Origin of the sequence: Bifidobacterium sp. W8112, from assembly GCF_016101425.1 — a bacterium.
Lineage (GTDB): Bacteria > Actinomycetota > Actinomycetes > Actinomycetales > Bifidobacteriaceae > Bombiscardovia > Bombiscardovia apousia.
In genome coordinates this window covers 701908-721707 of record NZ_JACFQN010000001.1, presented here as the reverse complement: position 1 = coordinate 721707, position 19800 = coordinate 701908, and the positions used below count along the sequence as shown (strand labels likewise).

The 19800-nt window shown below is 65.7% G+C and carries 16 protein-coding genes and 1 tRNA gene; 15 read left to right on the top strand and 2 right to left on the bottom strand.

Annotated elements, in window-relative coordinates; all coding sequences use genetic code 11:
- Window positions 1–92: 92 nt before the first annotated feature.
- From dapE to rplA, 12 genes are all read left to right on the top strand, one after another.
- Complete coding sequence (dapE, locus tag H3T92_RS02980) at window positions 93–1322, top strand: succinyl-diaminopimelate desuccinylase (RefSeq protein ID WP_144084991.1); 1230 nt, start codon at window positions 93–95, stop codon at window positions 1320–1322.
- 236 nt (window positions 1323–1558) lie between these two features.
- Window positions 1559–4204 (top strand): Rne/Rng family ribonuclease, encoded by a 2646-nt coding sequence (locus H3T92_RS02975; RefSeq protein ID WP_144084992.1) that lies wholly within the window; start codon window positions 1559–1561, stop codon window positions 4202–4204.
- 155 nt (window positions 4205–4359) lie between these two features.
- Window positions 4360–4668 (top strand): 50S ribosomal protein L21, encoded by a 309-nt coding sequence (gene rplU, locus H3T92_RS02970; protein ID WP_144084993.1) that lies wholly within the window; start codon window positions 4360–4362, stop codon window positions 4666–4668.
- A gap of 32 nt (window positions 4669–4700) precedes the next feature.
- Window positions 4701–4952 (top strand): 50S ribosomal protein L27, encoded by a 252-nt coding sequence (gene rpmA / locus H3T92_RS02965; protein ID WP_015022457.1) that lies wholly within the window; start codon window positions 4701–4703, stop codon window positions 4950–4952.
- 129 nt (window positions 4953–5081) lie between these two features.
- Window positions 5082–6761: a GTPase ObgE gene (gene obgE / locus H3T92_RS02960; protein WP_144084994.1), complete on the top strand. Its 1680-nt coding sequence runs from the start codon at window positions 5082–5084 to the stop codon at window positions 6759–6761.
- Entirely contained in the window at window positions 6758–7900 is a 1143-nt protein-coding gene (gene proB / locus H3T92_RS02955; protein WP_144084995.1) for a glutamate 5-kinase, read from the top strand. Before obgE ends, proB begins: the two co-directional genes overlap by 4 nt.
- Before the next feature lie 43 nt (window positions 7901–7943).
- A complete protein-coding gene (locus H3T92_RS02950; RefSeq protein ID WP_186279339.1) occupies window positions 7944–9152 on the top strand; it encodes a pyridoxal phosphate-dependent aminotransferase in 1209 nt (402 codons plus the stop codon).
- 120 nt (window positions 9153–9272) lie between these two features.
- A tRNA-Trp gene (locus H3T92_RS02945) sits at window positions 9273–9348 on the top strand.
- 44 nt (window positions 9349–9392) lie between these two features.
- The gene (gene secE / locus H3T92_RS02940; protein ID WP_024626851.1) at window positions 9393–9617 is read left to right on the top strand and encodes a preprotein translocase subunit SecE; all 225 of its coding nucleotides are present in this window, start codon (window positions 9393–9395) and stop codon (window positions 9615–9617) included.
- 30 nt (window positions 9618–9647) lie between these two features.
- Window positions 9648–10490, top strand: coding sequence for a transcription termination/antitermination protein NusG (gene nusG / locus H3T92_RS02935; protein WP_144084997.1), 843 nt, complete (start codon window positions 9648–9650; stop codon window positions 10488–10490).
- Between the two features lie 138 nt (window positions 10491–10628).
- The gene (gene rplK, locus H3T92_RS02930; protein WP_015022451.1) at window positions 10629–11060 is read left to right on the top strand and encodes a 50S ribosomal protein L11; all 432 of its coding nucleotides are present in this window, start codon (window positions 10629–10631) and stop codon (window positions 11058–11060) included.
- A 64-nt stretch (window positions 11061–11124) separates the two neighbouring features.
- Window positions 11125–11814, top strand: coding sequence for a 50S ribosomal protein L1 (gene rplA / locus H3T92_RS02925; protein ID WP_029678147.1), 690 nt, complete (start codon window positions 11125–11127; stop codon window positions 11812–11814).
- Window positions 11815–11888: 74 nt separating this feature from the next.
- Here the strand turns inward: rplA and H3T92_RS02920 are convergent, their stop codons facing one another.
- On the bottom strand, window positions 11889–13121 hold the full coding sequence (locus H3T92_RS02920) for a PucR family transcriptional regulator (protein WP_144084998.1): 1233 nt from the start codon (window positions 13119–13121) through the stop codon (window positions 11889–11891).
- Window positions 13118–15010, bottom strand: coding sequence for a DUF6020 family protein (locus tag H3T92_RS02915; protein ID WP_144084999.1), 1893 nt, complete (start codon window positions 15008–15010; stop codon window positions 13118–13120). Before H3T92_RS02915 ends, H3T92_RS02920 begins: the two co-directional genes overlap by 4 nt.
- Before the next feature lie 522 nt (window positions 15011–15532).
- On the opposite strand from H3T92_RS02915, the gene H3T92_RS02910 reads away from it, so the two are divergent.
- The 3 genes from H3T92_RS02910 (at window position 15533) to H3T92_RS02900 (ending at window position 19762) form a co-directional block, all read left to right on the top strand.
- Window positions 15533–16294: a biotin--[acetyl-CoA-carboxylase] ligase gene (locus H3T92_RS02910; protein ID WP_198189376.1), complete on the top strand. Its 762-nt coding sequence runs from the start codon at window positions 15533–15535 to the stop codon at window positions 16292–16294.
- 64 nt (window positions 16295–16358) lie between these two features.
- A complete protein-coding gene (locus tag H3T92_RS02905; RefSeq protein WP_144085001.1) occupies window positions 16359–18194 on the top strand; it encodes an acetyl/propionyl/methylcrotonyl-CoA carboxylase subunit alpha in 1836 nt (611 codons plus the stop codon).
- On the top strand, window positions 18191–19762 hold the full coding sequence (locus tag H3T92_RS02900) for an acyl-CoA carboxylase subunit beta (RefSeq protein ID WP_198189375.1): 1572 nt from the start codon (window positions 18191–18193) through the stop codon (window positions 19760–19762). The genes H3T92_RS02905 and H3T92_RS02900 overlap by 4 nt, the downstream gene beginning before the upstream one ends.
- The last annotated feature ends 38 nt before the right edge of the window (window positions 19763–19800 follow it).

The following is a 19800-nucleotide window of genomic DNA, read 5'->3' as shown; positions in this document are numbered from 1 at the left end:
GCCACCGCTTCTGTCGTCCCCATTGTGCCACCCGGGCCTCATGCTTGCGGCTGCAAGTCCACCTGCGATTCCCGGCCCGCTAGCATGGCACTATGGCCAAGAACACACAGACCGATATTGATCTTCTCACCGGCGTACAGGGGGCTGAACCTGCCCGGTCCCTGGCAAGGATACTGGAGTCCATGACCGCCCTGAACTCGGTCAGCGGCCAGGAGGGCGCCCTGGCTGATGCCGTCCAGAGGGCCCTGTCGTCAAGGGCTGACCTCTTGGTCCAACGGTTGGGCGACACGGTCGTGGCCTCCACCCAGCTGGGCCGTCCCCACCGCATCGTCCTTGCCGGTCATCTGGACACCGTCCCCGTGGATGGGAATCTGCCCCCGCGCTGGCTGGAGCCCGGCGACCCGGCCATCCGCGCCGACCTGGCCGCCGCCCACCCCGGATCCCGGGTGTTGTACGGCCGGGGCGCCGCCGACATGAAGGCCTCTGATGCCGTTTTTCTCCACCTGGCGCTCACCATGCAGGAGCCGGTCTATGACCTGACCTTCGTCTTCTACGACCATGAGGAGGTCCAGGCCGATCTGAACGGGCTGGGCCGGGTGGTGGCTGCCCATCCTGACTGGGTGCGAGGGGATTTCGCCATCATCGGCGAGCCCACCGACTGTGCCATCGAGGCCGGCTGCAACGGAACCATGCGCTTCGACCTGATCACCCACGGCACGACGGCCCATTCCGCCCGGGCCTGGATGGGCAGCAACGCCATCCACGCTGCCGCACCCATTCTGAACCGGCTGGAGCAGTACCGTCCGGCCACGGTGAAGGTGGATGGCCTGGACTATCGGGAAGGGCTCAACGCCACCATGATCGAGGGCGGCCTAGGCACCAACGTCATCCCCGACCGTTGCCGGGTGCATGTCAATTACCGGTTCGCCCCCGACAAGAGCCTGTCCCAGGCCAAGGAGCTGATGATGGGCCAGGGGACGGGGGCCGAGCTCGGCAATGGCGAGCATGTGGCCCTGGGCGGAGTCTTCCAGGGATTTTCGGTGCGCATGTGCGACGAATCGCCCGCGGCCCGTCCTGGTTTGGACTCGCCTTGGGCGCGTTCGCTGGCGGATCTGGTCGCCCGGACCACGGGTCAGCAGCCTCGCGCCAAACTGGGATGGACCGATGTGGCGCGGTTTTCAGCCCTTGGCCTACCGGCTGTCAATTTGGGGGCGGGGGACCCCCTGCTGGCTCACAAGGCCGACGAACAGGTGCCCTTGGATGACCTGGTTCGGCTGGAAGCCATACTGGTCGAGTGGCTCAATGGACCTGATGGCCGCTGATCTGTGACATACTAGAGGACGGTGGTTCTGCCTGACCACTTGCAGCGTAGGCGTTGATCCCCCCGGACGGAGACCCAGTGATCCGTGCGGGCGTCGGTGTCCGCCTGCGTCAGGAAGACTTTTTGCCAAGGCGTTTCGATCGGGCGCACGCAGGTGCGCGGCTGCAGTGAGAGTGCAGCGTGAGGACGGATCGGAACCGTGAGAGCGGCGCGAGGCGGCGTGCCGCAAGGAGCATTGTGCCCGAAAAAACGAATACTGAGGATACCCAGGATAATAGGTCCGCCACCAGGGATGGGCAGGAAGGGCAGGTCGAGCAGACCGCTGGCTCCGGCACCCGTCGCCGTGCTGGACGGCGTGTGGTCAGAGTGGCCGGCGCCGCCGGCGCCGACGTGCCCGTGAAGGTCGAGGCCGAGAAGCGCAAGACCTCTCGCAAGGCCAAGGAGGAGGACGACGAGTCCAAGCCCTCCGCCACCCGTCGCCGTCGCACCCGCAAGCCCAAGGAGGATCAGGCGGCCGATCAGGACGTCCAGGTGGATGAGAGCGAGTCCAAGCCGACCAGGACGACCACTCGTCGTCGTACCCGAACTGCTGCCCGCCGACGCGATGAGGAGCATACCCAGGAGGGTGAGGCTGATCAGGAGCGTCAGGAGCGTGCCATTGAGGCTGTGGAGGCACTGACCTCGGGCCGCAGCCAGAGGGCAGGCCGGAAGGCCGAGGAGCAGGATGAGCGCCCGCGCGCCTCCCGTCCCCGTCCTATGACATCCCTGCTCTTCCAGGAGCCCGTCATACCCGCCTCCCGGCCCGAGCATGATGAGCGCGAAGAACGGGATGATGAGGACGAGGATGCCGAGCACTCGCCCAAGAGCTCTCGCCGCAGCAGGTCCAGGAACACTTCGGAGGGCGGTTCACGCCGTTCCCGCAGGCTCAACGCCGAGGAGCGCAGGGCCGCCGACGAGGTGGAGCGCATCGAGGAGGATCTGGATCACGAGGGCATCACCTTCGTGGTCGACGAGGACCAGGAGCAGGACGAGGAACCGCAGGAGTCCGGCACCCGCACCCGTCGTCGCCGCCGTGCCAAGAGCGACGAGGAGGACGCTGAGAAGTCCGTTTCCACGCGTCGTCGCCATCGCGGGCACGAGCAGGAGAAGGACAAGGATGATGAGGACGAGGTCCCGCTGACCCGCCGTCGCCGTCGTCGCAGGGGTGCCAAGTCCGCTGAGGGCGAGCCGGAGGTGTCCGGCACCCGCCGTTCCCGCAAGCAGCAGTATATTGACGAGATCACCGACGTGGAGGGCTCCACCCGCCTGGAGGCCAAGAAGCAGCGTCGACGGGACAACCGCCGCGAGCGCTCCCGTCAGTCCCAGCTGGTCGAGCAGGACTTCCTGGCCCGCCGTGAAAACGTCAACCGTCTGATGGTGGTGCGTGAGAAGGAGCACCACACCCAGATCTCGGTCATCGAGGACGACATCCTGGTCGAGCACTATGTCTCCGACATCCAGGAGGTCTCCACTGTCGGCAACATTTACCTGGGCCGGGTCCAGAACGTCCTGCCCAGCATGGAGGCCGCCTTCGTGGACATAGGCCAGGCCCGCAACGGCGTGCTCTATGCCGGCGAGGTCAACTGGGACTCCACCCGCCTGGAGGGCCAGCCCCGCCGGATCGAGCTGGCCTTTAAGTCCGGCGACCCCGTGCTGGTCCAGGTCACCAAGGATCCCATCGGCCACAAGGGCGCCCGGCTGACCTCGCAGGTCACGCTGGCCGGCCGCTTCCTGGTCCTGGTGCCCTCGGGCGGCATGACCGGCGTCAGCCGCAAGCTGCCCGACCGCGAGCGTTCCCGCCTCAAGAGCATCGTCTCCAGGGTGGCTCCCAAGGACATGGGCGTCATCATCCGCACCGCGGCCGAGGGGGCCAGCGAGGAGGCCCTGACCAAGGATCTGGAGAACCTGCAGCGTCAGTGGAGCAAGATCGAGGACAAGCGCAAGGAGTTCCTGCACGGCAAGCGCCCCAAGCTTCTGCAGGGCGAGCCGGACGTGGCCATCCGCGTGGTCCGCGACATCTTCAACGACGACTTCGCCAAGCTGGTGGTCCAGGGGGAAGGAGTCTACGAGCGGGTCCGTAACTACCTGGAGACCATGGCCCCCGACCTGGAGGAGAAGCTTGAGCACTGGGACCCTGCCGAGCACCAGGGCAAGGATGTTTTCGACCGCTGGAGCATCGACAGCCAGCTGCGCAAGGGCATGGAGCGTCAGGTTTACCTGCCTTCCGGCGGCTCCCTGGTCATCGACCGCACTGAGGCCATGACCACCATCGATGTGAACACGGGCCGCTTCATCGGCAAGGGCAAGTCCCTGGAGGAGACGGTGACCCGCTGCAACCTGGAGGCTTCCGAGGAGATCGCCCGGCAGCTGCGCCTGCGCGACATCGGCGGCATGATCATGATCGACTATGTGGATATGGTCATGCCGGCCAACCGCGACCTGGTCCTACGCCGCCTGGTGGAGTGCCTGGCACGGGACCGCACCAAGCATCAGGTGGCCGAGGTCACCTCCCTGGGGCTGGTCCAGATGACCCGCAAGCGGGTGGGCCAGGGGCTGGTCGAGGCCTTCTCCGAGGAGTGCCCCACCTGCCACGGCCGAGGCTTCATCCTCCACGACAAGCCGACCATTTCCGCCTCCTATGCCGACCCCTATGCGGTCAAGGGCGGCGACCCCTTCGTCAAGACCAACAAGCATGGGCATGGCTCTTCCTCCAAGGAGACCCTGTCCACAGGCTCGACTCCTGCAGTCAAGGCCAAGCTGGCCAGGATCGCTGCGGCGGCCCAGGCGGCGTCGGACGAGGACGATGCCCAGGCTGAGACGGCGGATGTCGCCAAGGAGTCATAAACTGAATTTCGTTTTGTCAGCGGGGCAGGCACATTTGACGATGCGGTGTGTTTGCTTCTATACTGGTTAGCTGGTGTCTGGACGGGTTCGTCAATCGTATGGCGGGACTCGGATGCCGGGCGCAAACAGCTTTGGACAACAGGCAAGGTAGGGCTATGTACGCGATTGTGAAGGCCGGAGGCCATCAGGAGAAGGTCGAGGTCGGTGACCAGATCACGGTCAACCGTCTGGCTGCCAGGAAGGGCGAGTCGGTCGAGTTTCCGGTCGCGCTGGTCGTCGATGGACCCAAGGTGACCATGGCCGCCAAGGATCTGGCCAAGATCTCAGTCAAGGGCGAGGTTGTGGACGACGAGGCCAAGGGCCCCAAGATCAACATCCAGAAGTTCAAGAACAAGACCGGCGTGGCGCGCCGCAAGGGCCACCGCCAGAAGCAGACCGTGGTCAAGATCACGGCCATCGCCTGAGGGCCTAGGTCGAGGTAGGAAAGGAACCAGACATGGCACATAAGAAGGGCGCGTCCAGCTCTCGCAACGGGCGCGATTCGAATGCACAGTACCTGGGCGTCAAGAAGTTCGGCGGCGAGGCCGTAGTGGCCGGCAACATCATCGTTCGCCAGCGTGGCACCAAGTTCCATCCCGGCCAGAACGTCGGTCTGGGCAAGGACCACACCCTCTTCGCCCTGACGGACGGAACCGTTCGGTTCGCCAACCGGCGCGACCGCAAGGTTGTTGACGTGCTTACCGCCTGATTGCCCGTTATCGGCATCGGCCCAAGGTCATCCCTGTCAAGGGGTGGCCTTTTTGCATATGTATGGAGATGCCGGGCATTCAGCTCTCAGGGGCCGCATGTCAGGCCGGATTGAGTACCATGGGCCCCTATGAGCGCATTTGTGGATCAGGTCACCGTCCATGTCAAGGGTGGCGACGGCGGCAATGGGGCGTCCTCCATCCGCCGCGAGAAGTACAAGCCCCTGGCCGGGCCCGATGGGGGCGACGGCGGCCAGGGCGGCTCGGTCATCCTTCAGGCCGACGCCAACGCCACCAGCCTGCTGGACTACCGCTTCCTGCCGCACCGCCAGGCCGAGTCAGGCACCATGGGTCTGGGCGGCGACAAGGATGGCAGCCGTGGCCAGGATCTGATTCTGCCGGTGCCGGTGGGTACCGTGGTCTTCACTGCCAAGGGAGGCCAAGGCGAGCGCAAGCAACCGGGCGAGCGTCTGGCTGACCTGGCCCATGCGGGGGACCGGTTCGTGGCGGCCCAAGGCGGCGTGGGCGGCCTGGGCAATCGCTCCCTGGCCACCAAGGCCAGGCGGGCTCCCGGCTTCGCCCTGCTGGGGGACCCCGGTCAGGAGCGTGACCTGGTGCTGGAGCTCAAATCCATCGCCGACGTGGCCCTGGTGGGTTTCCCCAGCGCAGGCAAGTCCAGTCTGGTGGCAGCCATGAGCGCGGCCAGGCCCAAGATCGCCGACTATCCATTCACCACCCTGGTGCCCAACCTGGGCGTGGTCCAGGCAGGGGAGAGCCGCTTCACCATGGCCGACGTGCCAGGGCTGATCCCGGGAGCCTCCCAGGGCAAGGGCCTGGGGCTGGAGTTTCTGCGGCACATCGAGCGCACCGAGATCATCGCCCACGTCATCGATTGCGCCACCCTGGAGTCTGATCGGGATCCCATGAGCGACTATCGGGCCCTGGAAGAGGAGCTGTCCCGCTATGCCGACCGCCTGGAGCTTCCGCTGGGGGTCATCCCCATGGCCGAGCGGCCCAGGGTGATCATCCTCAACAAGGCCGATCTGCCGGAGGCTCGCGAACTGGCCGAATTCGTCCGTCCCGACTTCGAAGCCCTGGGCCTCAAGGTCTTCATAGTCTCCACAGCCTCGCATCAGGGCCTCAGGGAACTGGGCTACTACCTGGCCGGTCTGGTGGATCGGCTACGCAGGCAGCTGCGGGAGCAGCAGGAGGCCAGGCAGGAGGAGCGTGTGGTCATCCGCCCCCTGGAGCGGCGGCGCAGGAATGCCGACCAGTCCGGAGACTTCACTCTTGAGCGGCATCAGACCCGATCCGGGCAGACCTGGTTCAGGGTCTGCGGTGCCAAGCCCGAGCGCTGGGTTCGCCAAACCAACTTCGACAACGAGGAGGCCGTGGGCTATCTGGCCGACTGCCTGGCCCGAATGGGTGTGGAGGATGCCCTGCGCAAGGCCGGAGCCAGACCAGGTGACGAGGTCCGCATCGGTCCTGGCGACGATGCGGTGGCTTTCGACTGGGACCCGAGCGTGGCGGCCGGTGCCGAAATGCTGGATGGCACCCCCCAGGTGGCCCGGGGCCGCGACCTGCGGCTGGAGGAGAGCCAGGGGCTCAACCGCCGCCGCACCAACAGCGAACGCCGCCGCCAGTACCATCAGATGATGGACGCCAGGCAGGCGGTGCGTCAAGTCATGGAGCAGGAACGGCGCCAGGGTCACTGGGCCGATCCCTCCGTGGATGACGATCCCCACGACAGGCAGGGCCTGCTGGGGCGCGGGGATACGGATACCGCCAGTTCGGAAGAGGCCGGGCAATGACCGACGGGGAGGAATCCGACGAGGCCGCGGTCCGTTCCCGTGTGGCCCAGGCCCGCACCATGGTGGTCAAGGTAGGTTCCAGCTCCCTGACCGATCCCCACGGGCATCTGGACCTTGGCCGCCTGCGTTCGTTGGTAGGCGCCCTGGCCTCGGCTGCTGTGGATGGCGCCCGCCTGGTCCTGGTCACCTCCGGGGCCATCGCGGCCGGCTTCGGCACCCTAGGGTTTGACCAACGCCCCGGTGACGTGGCCACCCAGCAGGCTACGGCCTCAGTGGGCCAGGGTCTGCTCATGGCCCAGTACGAGACTGCCTTCGCCCGTTATGGCCTGCGTGTGGGCCAGATCCTGATCACCGCCCGTGACACCACCCATGCCGTCCAGTACCGCAACGCCCGGCGCACCCTCTGCCGTCTGCTGGATCTGGGGGTCATCCCCATCGTCAATGAGAACGATGCCCTGGCCAGCAACGAGATCCGTTTCGGCGACAACGACCACCTTTCGGCCCTGATCGCCAACATCGTCAGCGCCGATGCCCTGGTTCTGCTGACTGACGTGGACGCCCTCTACTCCGAACCCCCATCCCGGCCAGGGGCCCGCAGAATCGGCTTCGTGCCCGATGTGGCGGCCATCATGGACCAGGTGGATGCCCAGGGGTCCGTCTCCGGGCTGGGGACCGGGGGCATGTCCACCAAGCTGGAGGCGGCGCGGATTGCTGCGGCCTCCGGCATGCCTGTGGTGCTGACCCGCGCCGACCTTGCAGGTCCTGCTCTGGCCGGCGACAGGGTGGGCACCCTCTTCGCCCCCATCCGTCCGCGGGGCTCCTCGCATCGGCTCTGGATCAAGTTCGCCTCCCGTCCCAGGGGCGGCTATCTGGTGGATCAGGGGGCTGTCAAAGCCTTGCGCGGCGGTCGGGCCAGCCTGCTGGCGGCTGGTGCCAGATCGGTCCAGGGCGAGTTTTCGGCCGGGGATCCGGTCTGGATTCACGATGAGTCCGGTCATCAGGTGGCCAAGGGCCTGTCCGGCTACGATTCCGAGGAGGCCCAGGACATGCTGGGCCTCAACACCAAGGAGCTCCGCCGCCGACTGGGCGCCCACTATGCCCACCCGCTGGTGCATCGGGACTCTCTGGTACTGGTCTGAGCACAGCCCTGGGGGTGCTGGGCGGTAGCATGGCAGCATGACTATGGCGCAATGGCAGACCCTGAGCAGACGCATAGACGCAGTGGCCCCCAGTGCCACTCTGGCCGTGGATTCAAAAGCCAAGGCCATGAAGGCCCAAGGCATGAATGTGATCAGCTTCGGCGCCGGCGAACCCAACTTTCCCACGCCTGACCACATCGTGCAGGCGGCGGCCCGCGCCTGTCTGGACCCGCGCAACCACCGCTATACGCTCACGGCTGGTCTGCCCCAGCTGAAGCAGGCCATCGCCGACAAGACCCTGCGCGATTCGGGCTATCGAATCGACCCGGATCAGGTGGTGGTCACCAACGGCGGCAAGCAGGCCGTCTATGAGACCTTCCAGATCCTGCTGAACCCCGGCGATGAGGTCATCATTCCCGCCCCTTACTGGACCAGCTATCCCCAGATGGTTCTGCTGGCTGGCGGCCATCCGGTACCGGTGCTCAGCGGAGCCGATCAGGGCTATATCCCCAGCCTGGAGCAGCTGGAGGCGGCCCGAACCGAGCGCACCCGTGCCATCATCCTCAACCTGCCCGCCAACCCAACCGGGGCTGTCTGGGACGCCGGCCTGGTGGCTGCCGTGGATCGCTGGGCCATCGAACACCAGATCTGGGTGATCAGCGATGAAATCTATGAGCACCTGACCTACCAGGGGGCGCATACCCCCTATCCGGGCGCTCTGGTGCCTCAGGTACGCGATCAGCTGATCGTGGTCAACGGCGTGGCCAAAACCTATGCCATGACCGGCTGGCGGGTGGGCTGGCTGGTCGCCCCCCTGCCGGTGGCCCAGGCGGCTGCCAAGCTTCAGGGGCATATGACCTCCAACGTGGCCAACGTCTCCCAGCAGGCGGCCCTGGCTGCCCTGACCGGGGGCCTGGAGGACGTGGAAGCCATGCGGTCGGCCTTTGCCCTGCGTCGGCGGGCCATTGTGGATGCCCTGAACGCCATGGAGGGGGTGACCTGCCCTGAGCCTCTGGGCGCCTTCTACGCCTTTGCCGACGTGACCGGTCTGCTGAATCGGCCAGTGGGCCCGCAAGGCACGGTCTGCGCCACCTCGGGTGAGCTGGCCGAGGTCATCCTGGAGCAGATCCAGGTGGCGGCCGTACCAGGCGAGGCCTTCGGCGCGCCCGGCTGCCTGCGTTTCTCCTACGCGCTGGCCGACGATGACCTGGCCGAGGGCATGAGGCGCCTTGGGGCCTGGGTCAGCGCCTGATCCGGCTCCTGGGCGAAATGCTGTGGAGGCAACACGGTTGGACGCAATCCGCCCTTTAGGCTAAACTTGCGATTTGGCGGTTTTTCCTCCCGGTCGAGTAGGCTGGTGGGAAGTTCCGATAGGGAAGTGGCGCAATTGGTAGCGCAACGGTCTCCAAAACCGTAGGTTGTGGGTTCGAGTCCCGCCTTCCCTGCCAAGGCTTGCAGCAGATGATGCAGAACAAACGAAGGACGGATGACCATGGCACAGAAGGATGGGGCTGAGGAAGCCAGGCCGAACTTCTTTATGCGTATCGGGCTCTTCATCAAGCAGGTCATCGATGAGATCCGCAAGGTGGTGACTCCCACGGGCAAGGAGCTGGTGGGCTGGTCCGTGGCGGTTTTCATCTTCGTGCTGCTGCTGATGATCTTCGTAACCGTAATGGACTTCGGACTGGGCAAACTAGCCTTCCTGATATTCGGCTGAGCTGTGACAAGGTAGAAGGTGGAGTGATCCATGAGTGATGATCTGACCAGAGAGGGACTGGACCCCGATCAGGCCGCTGAGTCGGTCCCGTCGGCATCCGATGATGCCCCCACGCAGGAGGATGCCCAGGTCCAGGATCAGCAGCTCGGAACCTCTTCGGAGCAGGCCGAGCAGGACAGCACACCCGCCGAATCCGCCCAGGCCAAGGACACTCAGGACGATTCTTCCGATTCCGGCGACCAGCCCGACCAGGAGGATCCCGGTCAGCGTGCCGTGGACGAGTTCTCTAAGAAGCTGCGCACCCTCGAGGGCAAGTGGTATGTTCTGCACACCTACTCCGGCTACGAGAAGCGCGTCAAGGCCAACGTGGAGTCCCGCGTAGCCTCCTTCGGCTTGGAGGACAAGGTCTTCCAGGTGGAGATTCCCATGGAGGAGGTCGAGAAGCACACCGACAAGGGCAAGAAGGTCGTCACCCGTGTGCGTGTGCCTGGCTACGTGCTGATTCGCATGTGGCCCGACGAGAACGCCCGCCGCATCATCCGCGACACCGAGGGCGTCACCGGATTCGTCGGCCCCAGCAAGGAGCCGGCCCCGCTGACCCGCAAGGAGGTCGTCCAGATGATGGCCCCCATGATCGCCTCCGAGGCCCTGAAGGCCGCTGGCGACAAGCCCGAGGCCGCCAAGAAGCGCACGGTGGAGGTCTCGTACGCCGTTGGCGAGCAGGTCACCGTCACCGAAGGGCCTTTCGCCACCATGGCTGCCGTGGTCTCCGACGTGGAGCCCACCACCCAGAAGCTGACCGTTCTGGTTTCCATCTTCGGCAGGGACACCCCTGTGGAGCTGGGCTTCGACCAGGTCGAAAAGATCGCCTGAAAGCCTTCGGTCGGTCCTCGGTCGATGCGATAATCATCAAGCTTGTGCTCTCCTGTGGAGCGCATTTGGAAAGAACAGGTTGCGGGAGGGGATCCATGGTCTCCGACATCACCGCTTCGTAGAAAGAAGAACCAGCATATGGCTGCAAAGAAGAAAGTCACCGCGCTGATCAAGGTGCAGATAGAGGCCGGCAAGGCCAACCCCGCGCCCCCGCTGGGCCCCGCACTGGGCTCCCACGGCGTGAACATCATGGACTTCTGCAAGCAGTACAACGATGCCACCAAGGACAAGATGGGCCAGGTCATCCCCTGCATCATCACCGTCTACGAGGATCGTTCCTTCACCTTCATCACCAAGACTCCGCCGGCAGCTGACCTGCTGCGCAAGGCCGCCGGTGTCTCCAAGGGTGCCGGCAACCCGCTGACCACCAAGGTGGGTTCCGTCACCAAGGCCCAGGTCCGCGAGATCGCCCAGACCAAGATGGAGGATCTGTCGGCCCGTGACGTCGAGGCCGGTATGAAGATCATCGAAGGCACCGCCCGTTCCATGGGCATCACCGTCACCGACTGAAATTTTCGTTGTGAGCGGTAGGGCATACGCTTGCCCGCACCGCGACTGCTGATAGGAGAAGCAGATGACCAAGCGTTCCAAGAAGTACCGCGAGGCGGCCGAGAAGGTCGATCGCACCAACCTGTACACCCCCGAGGAGGGTATCGCCCTGCTCAAGAGCATGCCCAAGCGCGGGTTTGACGAGACCGTAGAGGCCGTCTACCGCCTGAACGTGGATCCCCGTAAGGCCGACCAACTGGTCCGCGGCACCGTCAGCCTGCCGAACGGCACCGGCAAGACCGTACGCGTCCTGGTCTTCGCTCGTGGTCCCCAGGCGACCGCAGCCGCCGAGGCCGGAGCTGACGAGGTGGGCGACGACGAGCTGGTGACCAGGGTCGCCGGCGGCTACCTGGACTTCGATGCCGTGGTGGCTACCCCCGACATGATGGGCAAGGTCGGCCGTCTGGGTCGTGTCCTGGGCCCCCGTGGCCTCATGCCCAACCCCAAGACCGGCACCGTGACCATGGATGTGGCCAAGGCGGTCACCGAGATCAAGGCCGGACGTATCGAGTTCCGTGTGGACAAGAACGGCAACCTGAGCTTCCCCGTGGGCAAGGTCTCCTTCGAGCAGCAGGCTCTGGAGGAGAACTTCCACGCGGTCGACGAGGAGATCAAGCGCCTGAAGCCGGCCACGGTCAAGGGTCGCTACATCACCAAGGCCACCGTTACCACCACCATGGGCCCGGGCGTTCCCCTGGACATCGCGGTGCTCTGAGCCGGTTCGGCTGATACTTCCAGGGCGGGAGACCTTCGGGTCCCCGCTCTTTTTATATCTTGGCCAGGTGCCAGTCAGTCGGCGCCCGGATGCGACCTGCGGATTCTGCCGATGATCAGGGCCGCTTGGAGGACGAAGGATTCTCGGGGGTCCATGGCATCCCAGCCAGTTACTTCCACACAGCGCCTGAGCCGGTAGCGCACGGTGTTGGGATGGATGCCCAGCTTCTTGGCGGTGACCTCAAGCGAGTTGCCCGAGCGCAGGAAAGTGAGCAGGGTGGTCGGCAGGGGCCCGTCCGGATCCTGGCCGGTCAGGCTCAGATAGACCTCCTGGTAGAGCTGGTCGGCAGCGTCCCCGTCCCCGTTCAGGGCTCGTTCGGGCAGCAGGTCGTCGGCGTGCAGTGGCCTGGGCAGGGCGGCGGTGATGGGGTCAGCCACTGCCGGGGCTGCCGCATGCGTGCTCAGGGCGGCTCGGATGGAGGCTCCCGCACCGGAGATTCCATGGTGGAAAGGTCCCAGGCAGACAGCTGACTCATCGGCGAAGAAGCGCAGGATGGATGCGCAGAAGTCGGCCGGGGTACCCGACCGGTTGGGATCGATCAGAACCACCATGAGCCCTTCGTTCTCGCCCACCAGCGCCCTGCCGCCTTGACGGGCCACCGTGGTGTGGATAGGCTGGCGGGCGTTCTCCATGCCCTGTCCCTCATCGTTGCCTTGGGCCTCGCCAACGACGGCGAAGCAGTCGAATTCGGTCGGCCAGCCCAGCCGGGCCAGATCGTCAACGGTCCGTGTATCCGCCGTTTGCTCAATCAAATGCCGGATGATCCTGGACTCCGTTGTGGCCTTGCGTCCGTTTCTTGCCTCGGCCAGGTCGGCATAGAGAGCGGCTGCTGCGGTGGCGGCATGACGGGTGTAGACCAGCGTGGACCGTTCCTCCTCGGCTCCCATGGTCCGGCCGGCCTCCTCAAGCATGTCCAGAATGACCTGGGTCAGCTCCATGGCCCGGTGGGGGCCCAGGCTCCGGGAGAGCTCGGCTGGGACGGGGGAGGGGACTTCGCTGTCTTCCGCGCCTTGGGAGTCAAGTCGGGAGCGCAGGTCGTCCAGGGCTGTTCGAACGGCCCCTTCCAAGGTTCTGCGTCCATCGGCGGGCAGGGACCTGGTCCAGGGCAGCGCCTCATCCAGATGATCCAGCGTCTTCAGGAGAATCTGCTCCATGGCGGCACCGGATGCGGCAGGTACCTGGCGAGCCTGCTGCGCCTCGGCAGGGTCTTCGTCCGGCGGTCTGGACCGTTTCGACTTGCCGATCATGACGGCCGGTCCATCAGATTTTCGGCGCGGGCACGGCGGCTCTGCCGGACCATGTCCAGGATCAGGAAGGGCACCACCATGTCCACCGGCAGCATGTGCCGTTCGAAGTTGTTGGCCGGGGCGGTGATCATGACCCCCATGATCAGCAGGAGGGGGAACCAGCACAGGACCCCGCGCCAGTGACCGGCCGCCAGGCGGGCGACGATCAGCAGCAGGGCGGCCACCACCCAGAAGTTGGCCCGTGCCACCAGGCCCAGCAGGGGGGTGTCGGCCCAGGTCCTGACGAATCCGGTCACCCCGTTGCGCCAGTCGTGGCACCAGGCCGCCAGCCAGGAGCCCGAGTTCTGCACATAGCCATTGTTGAGGTAGTAGGACATGGCCACGTAGGCAGGGTCGCCGGGGTCGAAGTAGCCGTAGGCCTCGGCCATGAAGGCGTCCAGGTAGATCACCGGATTGCGCAGTCCCACCTGGAGCCAGGCCCGGTTGAGACGGGATATCTGCTCGGGCGTGACGGTCCTCCAGCGATAGACGATCAGTTTGGGCTGGTTGCCCGAGGACTTGACCCGGTCGGCCTCCCAGGGGGTGTATTGGATGGCGGCATTGTCCAGGTCCATGATGGGCTCAAGATCAGCCCTTGCCTGGGCCGGAATCCCCTGGGGGTTGCGCTGGGCCACCCGGGCGATCTGCTGCAGCTGGATGCTGCGGCTCTCCACAGGGTCACCTTGGATGACCGTCCCCGTGGCTGTCAGGGCTCCGGTCACCCCTGTGAACAGGACCAGGGGCAGCAGGAGTCCTATCAGGATGGTGGCCCATTGGCGACGGCGGATGATCAGAGCCAGGACCAACTGGACCAGAACAATGTAGAGGGCGTACTTGGCGCTGATCAGCATGATCAGGGTGCTCAAGGCGAGGCCGGGCCGCAACTTTGCCGCCTGGCTGGCGTAGAGCGGCGAGTCCTTGTCCCCTGACTCCAGCTGGCGCCAGATGCCGAACCACCAGATGAAGGCGAAGGCGAAGAGGGGGGACTTGGTCAGGCTGAAGGTGCTGAAGACCACGAAGGGGGAGCAGAGGAAGAAGAGCATGACCAGGGTGCGGGCCAGGGCACCGACGTGTTCGGTTCCGCTGCCGCGCAGGAAGCGGTCGGCGGTGACGGCGCAGCAGAAGGCCGCAAAGATCACCTGCAGCCCTGCCAGGAGCACGATGCCCGCGTCATAGGATCCGGTCAGATGGTTGGAGGCCATGATGGTCATCCCGTAGACCAGGGTCAACACCATGTTGTGCTGGTCGGTCAGGAAGACCGGGTGCCCTGGCAGCAGATAGTGGCCGATGGGGTAGACGTCCATCTGGGTGAAGGCATTGCCGCCGTAGGGGGGCTGATCGCCCTGCAGCTGAGCCAGGAAGTTGGCGCATTCCTGGGCCTGCGCGTACAGGTCGGCCCCATAGGCGGCCAGCAGGGTGAGAAAGGCCCAGGCCCAGCCCAGCAGGAGCAGACGCATGATGGGCCGCCAGCCGCTGGTTTGCCGGGTGATGAAGACCGCGTAGGCACGCATCCGTGGGCGCTGTGCCAGGGAGGTCAAGCGCTGCGACATCCGGAGGGGTGCGCCGCCCAGCAGGATCCGGCGGCAGGCCAGGACCAGGGCCAGGCAGATAGCCAGGGTTCCCAGCATGATCAGCACTTGGGCCAGGCCAACCTGTGTCAGCGAACCCTCTTGACGGTAGATGGGGCCCAAACCAGTGCAGAAAGCGATCCAGAGGCAGGCCAGCAGGGCCAGGACCAGGCCGACGGCCCGAGATGCGCGGGATCCAGGCCTTCCGGTCTGCAAGGCCGAAGTCTGAACAGGTTGTTCGCCCGCCTCTCTCGGTTGCGTCCTTCCGCTGTCTGCGCTCAAAAGAACCCCTTTCGCGGGTCGTGCCTGGTCTACGGCTTCCCCATTTTATCCAGTGCCCATCCGAGGATGCGCTCAAAGCTGTCCAAGGGTCTCCTGTGAAAAGATACAAAAACCGGCCGCCGCTTTTGTGGATGGTTCGCTACCGGGGCTGACCCCTTGTGCCGTATAGTGGAACGCGTGCCTCATCAGAATATCAAGTGGCAGCCATCGGCATCGCTGGACAGTGGCGTACTCTCCTCGATCGTGGTGCTCGACACCGTCGATTCGACCAATACGCTCGTGGCTCATGCTCTGGAAGCCTCGACGTATTCGGATGCGCGCGACCGGGTCGAGCGGCTGTTTGGGGGCGGTGAATCGACAACGAGCACGGAGACCGTGAAGGGACTGGCCTCTGGCACATGGGGAAAAGCCGAAAATACGCCTCGAAAAAATGCCCGTCAGGGTGTTTCTACGACTACACGGTACGAGGGAAGAGTCGCAAGTAAAGGTATTCGGCGATGGCCGGGCGCCGGGGGGAGCACCATGCCGCTGAGCGTAGCGGTTGCCGATGCGCAGTCCCGGTGCCGCGGTCGTCTTGCCCGAACCTGGGTCAATCAGCCCCGACGCTCCCTGCTGGCCACGTGGGCCCTGCCGTTGCCCACCAGTTTGCTGACTGGGCCCTTTGGCGGATGGATGCCCATGGTAGCGGGGCTGGCTGTTCTGGAAGGTCTGCAGGATGTGCTTGCGTACCATGGCTGCCGGCTGGCCGACGGCGGCGACCCTGAGGGGGTCCTGGCCCTCAAGTGGCCCAACGATCTGTTCTGCCGCGGGGCCAAGCTGGGCGGCATTCTCTGCGAGCTGGTTCGGGTGGATCAGGACTGGTCGGCCCTGGCTGTCGGCATCGGCATCAACCTCTTGCTACCCCGGCAGGTGCTGCCTATTGCGGAGTCCACCTCCCTGCAATTCCACTACCAGGACCTGCCCGACTACCAGACCCTGCGCGACGACCTGGTCGATGCCATCAGCTGGCACCTGAGCGGGGAGATGGCCCCCCTTGGCTTTGACGGGTCGCTGGACAGGGCCTTGAACGGGCCGCAGGGGCTGCGCTCGCGGATTGCCGCGCTCAGCTGGACGCTGGGCAGGCGGGTCAGGGTCGTCCCCGTAGCCGGTGAGCCCGTGGAGGGCCGTGCCCTGGAGATCAATCCGGATGCCTCCCTGCGGGTGCGGTTGCCCGACGGCAGCCAGGTTGACGTGTCCACGGCCGATGTGGGCGTCCTGCCTGAAGTGGCCGTTGTGGGAGCCTAATTCCTGCCTTGTTCATGCTTTTCGTCAGTCCAATCGCCCTTGATCAACCAGTGAGGAGAGGGGAATGAAAAAACTGCTGATCGCCAACCGCGGCGAAATAGCCTTGCGGGTCGTGCGCACCGCCCAGGAGATGGGCATCGCCACCGTGGCCGTCTATGCCGACCAGGATCGGGACGCCCCCTATGCCCAGATGGCGGACGAGGCCTACCTCTTGCCTGGGGACACCAATATGGAGACCTATCTGAACGAGGACCTGATCGTCTCCATCGCCCGACGGTCAGGCGCTGACGCCCTCCACCCGGGCTATGGCTTTCTGTCTGAGTTCTCCTCCTTCGCCCGCAAGGTGATCGAGGCGGGCATCACCTGGGTGGGTCCGGCCCCGGAGGTCCTGGATGAACTGGGCGACAAGATCACCGCCTGCAAGGTGGCCGAGAGGGCCAGAGTGCCCGTGGTGCCAGGCCTGAGCGAACCCGTCACCGACATGCGCCCCCTGCTGGACTTCGCCGACGAGCACGGCTATCCGGTCATGATGAAGAAGGCTGACGGCGGCGGCGGCCGGGGGATCACCCTGATCAACGACAGCGACGAGCTGCGCACCTTCTACATGAACCATGATGCCCTTCAGGGCGGCGACCTGGGCGACTACTTCATCGAGAAGTTCGTGGACCGGGCCCGGCATGTGGAGACCCAGTCCGGCAGGGACAGCCACGGCCAGTTCACCGTCTACTCCACCAGGGACTGCTCGGTCCAGCGCCGTAACCAGAAGCTGGTGGAGGAGGCTCCTGCGCCCTTCCTGTCCGACGACGTGATCGCCCAGCTGGAGGGATTCTCCCGCCGCTTGTTCGACACGGTGGGCTACGTGGGCCTGGGCACCTGCGAGTTTCTGGTCACCCCCAGGGACGATGTCTACTTCATGGAGGTCAACCCCCGGCTGCAGGTGGAGCATACGGTCAGCGAGCAGGTCTGCGGACTGGACCTGGTCCGCGAGCAGCTGCGGATCGCCGACGGCGGCTCCCTGAACGTGGCGCCCCCGCCCCGCGGCCACAGCTTCGAGCTGCGCATCACCAGCGAGGATCCGGCCACCAATCTGACGCCCAGCTCAGGGACCATCGAGTCGATTCAGTGGCCCTCCGGCCCCGGCATCCGCGTGGATTCGGGCGTCGAGGTGGGCGACACGGTCTCGCCCAGGGACGACTCCATGATGGGCAAGCTGATCGTGACCGCCCAGGACCGTCCGGCGGCCGTGGCCAGGGTTCGTCGGGCCCTGCGCGAGATGAGCATCAGCGGGGTCCCCACCCCGGCCGGCCTCTTCCAGAAGATCTTCACCAACCCCGAGTTCACCGCCGAGGACGGGCACTCCTTCGATGTGTCCACCAAGTGGCTGGAACGGGTCTACCTGAACGTGGAGCCTGCCTCCAACGGGAGCGGCCAGCCCGCCTCGGTCTCCGGTGCTTCGGCCCAGGAACAGGATCGGGACAGCGATCCCATGGAGACCTACAACGTGGAGATCGACGACAAGCGGGTCAGGCTCGCTCTGCCCCAGTCGCTGCTGGGCGGCATGGGCGGCGTCGGCGGCCACGGCGGCATTGCCCGGCCCCGGCAGCCCCTGCGTGGGCGCGGGCTGCGGGATCAGGAGCCCGGCGCACCCCGGCAGGATGCGGCCCGGTCCGGCGTCATCGTGGCCACCATGCAGGCGGTGGTCACCCGCATCAACGTGGCCCCCGACCAGGAGGTGGACAAGGGCGACCTGCTGGTGGTGCTGGAGTCCATGAAGATGGAGAACTACGTCTATGCCCCGGCCAAGGGCCGTGTGAAGACCATCGACGTGTCCGTGGCACAGGGGGTGGATCCGGGCCAGACCCTGGTCACCCTGGATCTGGGCGGGGAGGAGCAGGCATGAGCGTCACCGAATCCGCCTTGGGCTCCCAGCCGGTGCGCCAGGGCATCCATCGGGCCGCCGCCCTGGCCAAGCAGGCCGAGGAGCACGCCCGCGACCGTCAGCACGCCAAGGGCAAGCAGACCGCCCGTGAGCGCCTGGACCTGCTCTTCGACAAGGACACCTTCGAGGAGGTGGGCCGCTTCGCCGGCGGCGACATCGCCGGGGACCGGGCGGGATCCGCGGTCATCACCGGCTTCGGCCTGGTCTACGGGCGCAAGGTCGGCGTCTACGCCCAGGACTTCTCCGTTCGCGGCGGCACCCTGGGCCGGGCCGAGGGCGAGAAGATCTGCCGGCTCATGGACATGGCCCTGCGGATCAAGGTCCCCATCGTGGCCATGATCGACTCGGGCGGCGCCCGCATCCAGGAGGGTGTGGCTGCCCTGACCCAGTACGGCCGAATCTTCCGCAAGACCTGCCAGGCCAGCGGCTTCGTCCCGCAGATCTCCCTGATCCTGGGCCCTTGCGCAGGCGGTGCCGTCTACTGCCCGGCCCTGACCGACCTGATCATCATGACCAAGGAGAACTCGGACATGTTCGTCACCGGTCCCGACGTGGTCAAGGCGGCCACCGGCGAGACCATCAGCATGGACCAGCTGGGCGGCGGCTACGTGCACAACACCCGTTCCGGCGTGGCCCACTACCTGGGCGAGGACGAGGCCGACGCCATCGACTACGCCCGGACCGTGCTGGCCTACCTGCCTGCCAACAGCGACCAGGAGCCTCCCCGGTACGCCTTCATCTCCGGCCATGCCGAGCGCCAGGCCGCCAAACGACTGGCCACGGTCATTCCCGAGAACGACCGGCAGCCCTATGACGTGCTGGATGTCATCCACGCCATTGTCGACTACGGCGAGCTGGTCCAGGTCCAGGAGCTCTACGCTCGGTCCATCGTGGTGGGCTTTGCCTGCCTGGAGGGCCGGCCGGTGGGGATCGTGGCCAACCAGCCCATGGTGGACGCGGGCAGCCTGGATGTGGAGTCCTCCGAGAAGCTGGCCCGCTTCGTCCGCCTCTGCGACGCCTTCAACCTGCCGGTCATCACCCTGGTGGACACCCCTGGCTACAAGCCGGGCTCGGACCAGGAGCACGCCGGCATCATCCGTCGTGGGGCCAAGGTCATCTACGCCTACGCCAACGCCCAGGTGCCCATGGTCACCATCGTGCTGCGCAAGGCCTTCGGCGGCTCCTACATCGTCATGGGCTCCAAGGCCATCGGCGCGGACCTCAACTACGCCTGGCCCTCCTCGCAGATTGCCGTGCTGGGAGCCCAGGGCGCGGTCAACATCATCCACCGGCGCGACCTGCAGGAGGCCAAGGAGGCCGGCCGGGACGTGGATGAGCTGCGAAACAAGCTGGCCCAGGAGTACGAAACCAGCACCGTCAACGCCAATCTCTCCCTGGAGATGGGCGAGCTGGACGCCATGATCGACCCGGAGCAGACCAGACCGGTCCTGGTCCAGGCCATGGACCTCCTGGCAGACAAGCAACGCGTCAGGGTCAACGACAAGCACCACGGCAACCAGCCTCTATGAGCTTCCCCTCGTCATCATCAGCAATCCCAAACTCTCTA

Coding starts and splice junctions, on each gene's coding strand:
- H3T92_RS02905 (WP_144085001.1), top strand. CDS start 16,359: ATGAAAAAACTGCTGATCGCCAACCGCGGCGAAATAGCCTTGCGGGTC.
- proB (WP_144084995.1), top strand. CDS start 6,758: ATGACCGACGGGGAGGAATCCGACGAGGCCGCGGTCCGTTCCCGTGTG.
- H3T92_RS02950 (WP_186279339.1), top strand. CDS start 7,944: ATGGCGCAATGGCAGACCCTGAGCAGACGCATAGACGCAGTGGCCCCC.
- obgE (WP_144084994.1), top strand. CDS start 5,082: ATGAGCGCATTTGTGGATCAGGTCACCGTCCATGTCAAGGGTGGCGAC.
- rplA (WP_029678147.1), top strand. CDS start 11,125: ATGACCAAGCGTTCCAAGAAGTACCGCGAGGCGGCCGAGAAGGTCGAT.
- nusG (WP_144084997.1), top strand. CDS start 9,648: ATGAGTGATGATCTGACCAGAGAGGGACTGGACCCCGATCAGGCCGCT.
- rpmA (WP_015022457.1), top strand. CDS start 4,701: ATGGCACATAAGAAGGGCGCGTCCAGCTCTCGCAACGGGCGCGATTCG.
- rplK (WP_015022451.1), top strand. CDS start 10,629: ATGGCTGCAAAGAAGAAAGTCACCGCGCTGATCAAGGTGCAGATAGAG.
- rplU (WP_144084993.1), top strand. CDS start 4,360: ATGTACGCGATTGTGAAGGCCGGAGGCCATCAGGAGAAGGTCGAGGTC.
- H3T92_RS02910 (WP_198189376.1), top strand. CDS start 15,533: ATGCCGCTGAGCGTAGCGGTTGCCGATGCGCAGTCCCGGTGCCGCGGT.
- dapE (WP_144084991.1), top strand. CDS start 93: ATGGCCAAGAACACACAGACCGATATTGATCTTCTCACCGGCGTACAG.
- H3T92_RS02900 (WP_198189375.1), top strand. CDS start 18,191: ATGAGCGTCACCGAATCCGCCTTGGGCTCCCAGCCGGTGCGCCAGGGC.
- H3T92_RS02920 (WP_144084998.1), bottom strand. CDS start 13,121: ATGATCGGCAAGTCGAAACGGTCCAGACCGCCGGACGAAGACCCTGCC.
- secE (WP_024626851.1), top strand. CDS start 9,393: ATGGCACAGAAGGATGGGGCTGAGGAAGCCAGGCCGAACTTCTTTATG.